Annotated in this window: 8 protein-coding genes and 1 pseudogene; all 9 read right to left on the reverse strand. The window is 54.4% G+C overall.

Translation table 11 applies throughout. The features are described from left to right. Window positions 1-142: 142 nt before the first annotated feature. Window positions 143-397: pseudogene (locus AC13QO_RS29475) on the reverse strand (IS66 family transposase); the annotation flags it as partial. Then, window positions 394-633: a hypothetical protein gene (locus tag AC13QO_RS29480; RefSeq protein WP_488542714.1), complete on the reverse strand. Its 240-nt coding sequence runs from the start codon at window positions 631-633 to the stop codon at window positions 394-396. The pseudogene AC13QO_RS29475 and the gene AC13QO_RS29480, both read right to left, overlap by 4 nt. A 26-nt stretch (window positions 634-659) precedes the next feature. Continuing rightward, entirely contained in the window at window positions 660-1,424 is a 765-nt protein-coding gene (locus AC13QO_RS29485) for a class I SAM-dependent methyltransferase (RefSeq protein ID WP_488542715.1), read from the reverse strand. A gap of 223 nt (window positions 1,425-1,647) precedes the next feature. Next, complete coding sequence (locus tag AC13QO_RS29490) at window positions 1,648-2,655, reverse strand: fatty acid desaturase family protein (RefSeq protein WP_488542716.1); 1,008 nt, start codon at window positions 2,653-2,655, stop codon at window positions 1,648-1,650. Window positions 2,656-2,728: 73 nt separating this feature from the next. Next, a complete protein-coding gene (locus tag AC13QO_RS29495; protein ID WP_488542717.1) occupies window positions 2,729-3,589 on the reverse strand; it encodes an FkbM family methyltransferase in 861 nt (286 codons plus the stop codon). Between the two features lie 16 nt (window positions 3,590-3,605). Continuing rightward, complete coding sequence (locus AC13QO_RS29500) at window positions 3,606-4,355, reverse strand: FkbM family methyltransferase (RefSeq protein WP_488542718.1); 750 nt, start codon at window positions 4,353-4,355, stop codon at window positions 3,606-3,608. A 2-nt stretch (window positions 4,356-4,357) separates the two neighbouring features. Beyond that, entirely contained in the window at window positions 4,358-5,140 is a 783-nt protein-coding gene (locus AC13QO_RS29505) for a class I SAM-dependent methyltransferase (RefSeq protein WP_488542719.1), read from the reverse strand. Window positions 5,141-5,142: 2 nt separating this feature from the next. Next, a complete protein-coding gene (locus AC13QO_RS29510; protein ID WP_488542720.1) occupies window positions 5,143-6,474 on the reverse strand; it encodes a glycosyltransferase family 2 protein in 1,332 nt (443 codons plus the stop codon). A gap of 4 nt (window positions 6,475-6,478) precedes the next feature. Continuing rightward, window positions 6,479-7,660 carry a lysylphosphatidylglycerol synthase transmembrane domain-containing protein gene (locus AC13QO_RS29515; protein WP_488542721.1) on the reverse strand — a complete coding sequence of 394 codons (1,182 nt, stop codon included), beginning with the start codon at window positions 7,658-7,660 and terminating at the stop codon, window positions 6,479-6,481. Window positions 7,661-7,975 lie beyond the last annotated feature (315 nt).

Consider the following 7,975-nt stretch of genomic DNA (forward strand, 5'->3'; position numbering starts at 1 on the left):
GATGCACCTCACGTCCAGGCTTCTTGGTCGTGAGAAGCTCCAATGTACTCTCCATGGAGAAACTCCCGTTGCTCGTCGATGGATAGGCGATCACAGATCAGGATCGGAAGGACAACGTGGGGGTGGAACATCGGTTACCGTCCGCCTCCAACTCTTCGAGCTGCAATTCCATCTGCTCAAGGAGCCGCGCCTTGCGCTCCGAGCGGCTGCCATGAGTGTCGCGCTTGAGCTTCTCGATCTCCAGCCTCACCCTGGCAATCCGTGCATCCGAATGCGAGTTCACTGCCTGGGCTCGGGCAGCAACGGCCTCAGCTTCACGGCGCGCCGCGCGCTCGGCGGGGATCATCGCATGCGCGCTGGCAAGGTCGTCAGGAAGCTGATCGGCCGCATCTGTCATGGCGAGATGGAATCATATTCGCTCCCACCTTTCCAGCCATTTCCACTACCCAGCCGAGCTCGGATGCCAGGTTTTTGCGGCATTCGCCAGTCGATTCCTTCGAGCAGATAGCCGAGCTGCGCCGGCGTAATCACCACCGTGCCGTCGGCCGCTGACGGCCACTGGGAACCGGGATCATCGCCGCTCCACGACATCGAGGATGCGGCCCAGGCTTCGGTATCGACATCACTGTCCACACGAAAGGCCAAAACAATTTTAACGACTATACCTTCTTCGATATTGCTTGTTGGTTTGACGTTGTAAACCTCATCACGATGGCGGCGAGATCAAGAAAGGCAAAAGCCGCAATCAAAGGGATGTTTTTGACAGCGAAAAGCTTTGTTAAGGAGCTTTTCCAGCCGAAGCGCGCCTGCACAGCCCCTTGAAGGGAGTATATCCAGATCAAAGGGGCTGGAAGACTGCGTTGGGATTCAACAGTCAATTCCACTCTTTGCAGGAGTTCAGCCAAACGGTCAAAATTATAGAGGTTTAAATGCCGCGGGAAATAGTATCCGCCCCACGCGCAGCCCGCAAATAGCAATCTATCCCAGCCGTCGGTATTGGGAGTTTCGATCAATAACCGACCATCTTTCGCCAACGCGCGGACGAGACGCCGCAAGCTCTCTTCCGGTTCCCAAAGGTGCTCTATGAGCTGGAGCATGATGATGAGATCAAAGGGCCGCTCCGGCAATTCCGCCGCCTCAAGCGGCGCCTCGATGACACCTATTTCATCTCTTTCCAGAGCGGCACGCGTTTCAACCGGGAAATGCCAATCCAGACCGAAAAGTTCAAGATCCGGACGTGCTTGGCGAAGTGCAATCAAAAGTTCGCCGTTGCCGCATCCCACATCGAGCACCCTTGCCCGCAAAGGGAGATAAGCGACAACCCTCTTCAGGCGCTTTCGATTAACGATTGTCTTTATTCTACCAAGAAGGTTTGCCCGGCCCTGAAATCTGTTCGAGAAGGTGCCATAGTTGGCCGGATACATCAAAGACAGCTCAGTGATGTCAGGTCTGGGATTGAGATAGAAATGACCGCATCCATCGCATCGGGCATATGTGAAGGAGTCTTCGCTGCCGTGATATATATAATCGCGTCCTGTGGCAACAACGGTGGAGCTCTTACCGCCGCAACAGCTACACGTTGTAGGGGTTGATCTTATATGAGGTGTCACCTGAGAGTTCATAGTGTCGCGTTCAATACCTTAGATTTTAGAGGGCCAGCGCATCTTGAACCGAATCTGAGAAATCGTCGTTCCTGCGATTTCTCGAGAGGCGGATGAATTTTGCAAAACCGCTGCGCTGCAGGCACCCTGGAAAATGCTCGTAGAATCCTCCTTCGAGGAGGTGCTTATGGAGTTTTGCGAGATTGTGCTGCGGAATGGCCGGGAAAAGATGGTGCTCGATGTGGTAGTTGAAATTCGCCTGGTACATAAGCCACTTCTCAAACCAATTAGGCGCGGTCGTCCGGGCCAGCGGCATCATGGCCCGCTCCCGTCCATCCTCGTAAAGTGGATAGTCCTCGGGCTGATGCTCCGCAATGGTGCGCACGATATTCAGGGCGATTGCTACGGCAGCGATCGGATAGCCCCATAACAGAATGTAAAGATACCATTGGCCTGTGGCAATGCAGAGCGCAAGCAGCAAGCTGTTGAAGATGATCGTCACCATGGGCGCCAACCAGGAAGGCGACAGCGAGTTCCCCGATGCCTTCTTACGAGCCAAACCACCATATTTGTCAGCCGCCAGCCACACGCCCATGCCACCGCTCAGCGCCTTTACCATCACCCACGCGAGCGCCCGGATGCCCTTGATCGGCTCGCGATAGGGGTAACCATCCTCATCCTTCTCTGTACCGAGATGTGCATGGTGGCTCATGTGGCGCAGGCGATACGCGCCGACTGACATCCCGACAGGCGCAGCAAAGAACACGTCGCACCAGATATCGTTTTTACGACGACTGGAGAAGAGATGGTAATGCGACGCCTCGTGAACCCAAAGCAACATGCCTTGCGTTGTCGCGGAGTTAATCAGGAATGGCAGCCATAGGAGCCACCAAGGGCCGAGGAGCGCGATCGCCCAAGAGACAATTATCTGGAACCAGATCATCGCGGTCGCCACGATAATCGCGCGCGGTTGAGGCTGTTTCAACGATTCGAGGAAGCTCGGGTCGACAAGCTTTCTCGCTACCTTCATGCATTCATTGAATTGCGCATCCATCGCCGCATTTCCTAACGAGAAAAGGGAGCAGGATTGCTTTCCTGTCCATCCGATACCCTTCGAAGTAAGTTATCTATCTTCTCTTGGTACTCTTGCTTTTGACCAGCACATTCATACCGCCACCTTCCGCTATCATCGCGCGTACTTTGTCGGCGTCTTCAGGCAGCTTCCTGCCGGATGCCATTTCAGCAATTTCGTAGCCGCCCTCCCAGAGAAGCGTCAACAATCTGTCGAAGTTTCCGGGGTTATCAGCATAAACATAGGGAGCCAATTCCAGCATTATCCGCGGCTGGTACTCTTTAAGGGTCGCTGCTGCCCCGAGTAGAACCGCAAGCTCGTTTCCGTCGACGTCAAGCTTTATGAAATCAACCTTGGCGACTCCAAGGTCCCGCAGTGTTTGGTCCAGGGTGCCGAGCCGCGCGCCCTGTGTCGACATCAGACGGCCGTGGTGTTCGCTATGCAGATCTTCAGCAACTTCTAGCGGCCAGCTTGAATAAACTGCTTCGGGCATCGCTTCGGACGCACTTGCCATAAGCATCATCTGGTGAGCGTCGATTCGCTTGGCGAGCGTCGGGTTGAGCGCAATATTGGCTTGCTGTTTCGCGAATGCATGAGCGGTCGGCTCGAAGGAGATTACCCTGCCGGCTCCGCCCACCAATTGCGCCAGGGGCAGCGTATGAGAACCCACATTGGCGCCGATATCGAGAACTATGTCTCCATCGCCTATCAGCTCTTTATACCTGTCGAGCGTTCTGACCTCGAATCCGCCTAACAGGTAGATCGCGAAATCAACACCGTCTCTCAGGTCTAGGGACCAACTTATTCCGCGGCGCTTCGCGATTACGGTTGCGGGTAGACCAACGCAACCTCGGACGAACAAGACCGCCTTAGATAGATAACGAGCGATCAGGATTTTGTTGCTGGTGGATAACATCGTCCGCACGCCGCCTTTAACTGATGTTGTGATCGGCGGGCGCTCTTCTTGCAACGATCAGATTGCAATATTGGCTCGCGCTTCTCGGATCGAGGCTCTCGTCATTGAAATCAGCGCCTGGTGGATCCGCTATGTTGTGGAACTCGAAATTCAGCATCTTTAGGAATCTGGTGAGCTCGGACGGGTTCACCGACGCTTTCGACAAGCCGTAAGGCCAGAATTCCATAAATATCCTAATGTCGCTATTCTCCCGCAGGACCCGCTCGGCGCCCTGCAGAACGCTCAACTCATATCCCTGAACATCGATTTTGATAAAATCGACCCGCTGCCCTGGCGAAAAATAATCATCCAGCTTCACCATCGGGACGTCGATACTCGCTCGCCCGTCGCCACTATCAAAGGTTCGGTGATCAACGTTCAGCTCGGCCGAAACATATAGCCTTGTGGTGCCGCTGGCCGCTCCTACCGCGGCGTGCTGCAGCGATACATTCGACAAGCCGGTTACCGTCGCTTCGAGCTTTTCGAAGTTCGCCGGTGCCGGCTCGAAGGCATGCACATGGCCGGTCATTCCCGTCAGATCGGAGAACAGGCGAGTATATATTCCGATATTTGCACCGATATCGGCGACGATCATGCCCGGCGAAATCATCTCACGCATCAGGGCGCGCTCACGTCGTTCTGAAACTGCCTTCCATACGGAATAGAGAGGGTAATAAAGGGGATAGCAATATCGATAGAGCCAATCGGCGAGGCGTAGCAAAACCATCCCTACACTTCTTCCCTTGACGTGAGACGAGCCGTGAAGAATGAGGCGAACACCTTGGGCAGCGCGGTGCCTATTGCCTTGTCGAGCTTGAAGTAAGGCTTATAGGCCCAACCAGGCACAGGAAACGTCCTCGATATCCCGCCTGTCACCATATAGGAGAGCGAGGTGAAATAGCTGATCCTTGTCTTCTCGAGGACATAGCAATCTGCAAGCTCAGCGAGCCAGTCCGGCCGCTGAAAGAAGATCATATGCGGCATCGCCTGGTTTGAGGTCGAAAGAGGACCCTGAACAGTATCCAGAACCGGGCGGCGGATACTGAAATCCACCGGCTCATGATGGAGAAGTTTATACATCGGGTAGGAGAACCAAGATAAATAAGGTTCCGTCACATACACCCTGCCGCCCTTTTTGAGCTTGCGCGTTGCCCCGCGGAGGAACGCAAGGGGATCCTTCAGGTGATGCAGGACATTCGTCATCGTGATCACGTCGACGCTATGGTCCGCAATGTCAGGCAACCCCGCGATCTCATGGCAATCGAAGACAAAGTCCAAATAGTCTAACTTCAGCACATCCGAGGTGATGACATTCGGCAGGAAGCGCTTGAGAGGTGACGTGCCGCTCCCGATTTCCAGAACGGTATTCATGGCAATATCCGGTTCCTGTCGAAACATCTCCTTGTAGAGCTCACCATACCAGTGCATCAGGTTCGGATTTGCGCTTAGCCGCTCGCGATTTGCCAACGTCTGAGCAAGATCGGCCTCATAGAGAGTGCTTTCGGTTTCCATCGTCAGAGAAACTTTATACGTCTTGCGGCAAAAACCAGCATGGCCAACAGTATGGCACCGTGGCGCCAACGCGAGATGTTCGTTTCACCGTAGAGTCTTTCGCGATAGCCGATCGGAACCTCGACGATCTTGAGGCCCATCCGCGCGGCGCCGAAGATGAGGTCGAAATCACCAAAGGGATCGAAATCACCGAAGTAGGATCTGTTTGCCTGAAGCTTGAGGTAATTGGAGCGGCTGATCACCTTGGTTCCGCACAGGGTGTCTTTGTATCTCTGGCCAAGAACGAAAGAGAAGGCCAATGCGAAAAACTTGTTACCCAGGAGATTGAAGAAGCGCATCGCCTCCTTTTCCATGGGATAGACCAAGCGAGTGCCGTTGATGAACTCGCCTTTCCCGTCCTTGAGGGCATTGTAGAATTTCGGCAAATCCTCGGGCGGAACGGTCATGTCCGCGTCGAGGATCATCAAGATATCCTTCGTGGCTAGCGAAAAACCCTTCCTGACGGCGTCGCCTTTACCCTTGCCATCCTGCTGGGCAATCAGGATGGTGCGTTCGCCGCCATAACGCTCTTGCGTTTCTTGGATTGCCTTCCACGTCGCGTCGGTTGAATTGCCTTCGACAAAAATGAGTTCATCGTCCGGCCCCATAACCGGCAAGCGTTTGACAATTTCCTCGATATTTCCAGCCTCGTTTCTCGCTGGAACGACAATTGACACCGACAGCTCGGTCTTCGACGCGGCATCGCCGATCGGCCGCGCAATCGCGATGTTGAGAAGGCAGAGAGTTCGAAGAAGCGGAAGAGGAGCGAGGCAACGGTTAACAAAGCCACTGACCAGTGGGATGTAAATCGGGATCAGGACCTTCTGGTCCAGTCGTATCAATTCGAAGTCTTCGAGCGTCAGAAGATTCTCGACGTCTTCATGGGCAAGCCAATTCGATTCAGGAACCCGCCGACGCAGACCGAGCCTGGATGCGAGAGCTGCAAGCGGCCGCCACATACTGCTGTAATAGGTAAGGACAAGCCGTGTCTCTTGCGAACACAACGCACGTGCCTGAGCGAACATACTCTGTATGTCTCGTTCGTAGTGAATGAGGCCGCTGATGATCAGGTAATCAGGTTTGTTGTCAGCGACGTCTTCGATCTTGACGACCCTATGCTGATCAAATTCGTTCACAGCTTCCGTCGGTTGCGTTCCCGAACGAAACGCCACCTTGCCCTGCGGAAATTTGGCAACCAGAAGCGGAGTCGTTGGATCGATCTCGACCACAGAATTCTGGCCTAGGACAAACAGCCCAATGTACTTTCTCACGAGAGAATAGAAATAATTTTTCATGGGGTTATCTCGGCGCCAAGCGGCTCAGGCGCCAATGTCCCAGGATGAGGGCTGCAGGCACGACGTATACCACAAAAAACAGACAATGAACGGCGGTTGCCAGGAGCAACCCCTCCGACGGCGAACGCCCTAGCAGTACGAATGCCGAAACGACGGATGCATGGAAGGTACCGACGCCGGATGGTGCAGCTGGGATCATCAGGCCCAACCCGCCGGCAAACAGCACGAACAAGGATTCTTGATAATTCAGCGCGACCCCGACGAACCGGGCGACGAAAATATACGCAAAGGCGTATGCCGAAACCCACAAAACCAGCGTGAGAACGGCCGGAACGATGGTCACGGACAGAGATAAGCTTCGTGCGGAATTTCGAATAAAATGAATAACGTGACGGTCAAAGAAATCTTGCAGTCGCAGAACACCGAAGACGGGCCGCAATATCGGAACAAGCCGATCGCCGAAATTCCTTATCAGGACTGCCGAAAGCAATATCCCAACTATCGCACCAATCATGATGACCAGGAGAAGATTTCGGCATTCGGCATTCAGTGTATGGGTCAGTAACACCAAAGAAAATAGGCCGACGGAAATGATCGTCGCCAAGTCGACCATCTTTTCGATCAGAAGTCTACCAAGAGCGTCCATGTAGGGGACAGTCGCGACAATTCGGCTGTAATGTACACGCAAGAGGTCTCCGCCTCTCGCAGGAAGGAACATGTTGGCGCCCAGACCGAGCAGGGAGGCCATGAGGGATGTTCCGTAGCCGATCTTTCCATCCAGTAACAGGCGCCACCGCACCGCATAACCTACAGCGATCCCGAAGGTAACAAGAATGAACCACAGGAGCGATATGACGGATATTCCGCTGCGAAAAATGCGGATGGCCTCCTGCCAGTCCACCGCGCGAAGCAAGAAGATCAGGGCGACAAGGCTCATTGCCGAGGCTATTAGCGTCCGCAGGCGTTGATGGTTGAAGAGGCCACGTATCACGTTCGTCCGATATTCTCTTTTAAGCGGTCTGCCTGCGAGCGGAACGCCTTCGCACCGCTTGGAAGCTGCCCCTAACATATTACAACGATCAGCGGCAACCCCGTGCGCTCTTGCTTTCACAGGAGTTGCAATCGTGCCGGCGATTGATGCTACCTCGTGACCTGCACGTCTTGCGCTCAGAGCCAAGTGATCCAACCGCCACTCCAGTTTCCATTGCGGAAAAGCGCGGATAGCACGTTGCTGGAATTCAGGTCGAATTTATCGCCCGAGCCGCATAGATCGGTCGACCGAAATGAAGTCCCGGCTTCCGAAAGCTTGACACCGGCGATCTTCATTGGCCGGCTGGTCAACGCCGCTCCAGTGGCTGGTTGCGAGGACACCGCCAACCTTGGCAGCGCCGAGAATGTCAGGCTGGCGTGACCCTGATAACATTGCAATCTTCCGATTGAAACTGGCTCGCAAGATCACCGGCGACTATGCCGAGATGGCTGGCAACTCAAATCTTCTTGT

It is taken from the genome of Rhizobium sp. CNPSo 3670, assembly GCF_057784555.1.

Bases quoted from the DNA above. Each gene is read 5' to 3' on its own strand.
- AC13QO_RS29495 (WP_488542717.1), bottom strand. From the start codon at position 3,589: ATGTTATCCACCAGCAACAAAATCCTGATCGCTCGTTATCTATCTAAG.
- AC13QO_RS29490 (WP_488542716.1), bottom strand. From the start codon at position 2,655: ATGGATGCGCAATTCAATGAATGCATGAAGGTAGCGAGAAAGCTTGTC.
- AC13QO_RS29510 (WP_488542720.1), bottom strand. From the start codon at position 6,474: ATGAAAAATTATTTCTATTCTCTCGTGAGAAAGTACATTGGGCTGTTT.
- AC13QO_RS29500 (WP_488542718.1), bottom strand. From the start codon at position 4,355: ATGGTTTTGCTACGCCTCGCCGATTGGCTCTATCGATATTGCTATCCC.
- AC13QO_RS29485 (WP_488542715.1), bottom strand. From the start codon at position 1,424: ATGTATCCGGCCAACTATGGCACCTTCTCGAACAGATTTCAGGGCCGG.
- AC13QO_RS29505 (WP_488542719.1), bottom strand. From the start codon at position 5,140: ATGGAAACCGAAAGCACTCTCTATGAGGCCGATCTTGCTCAGACGTTG.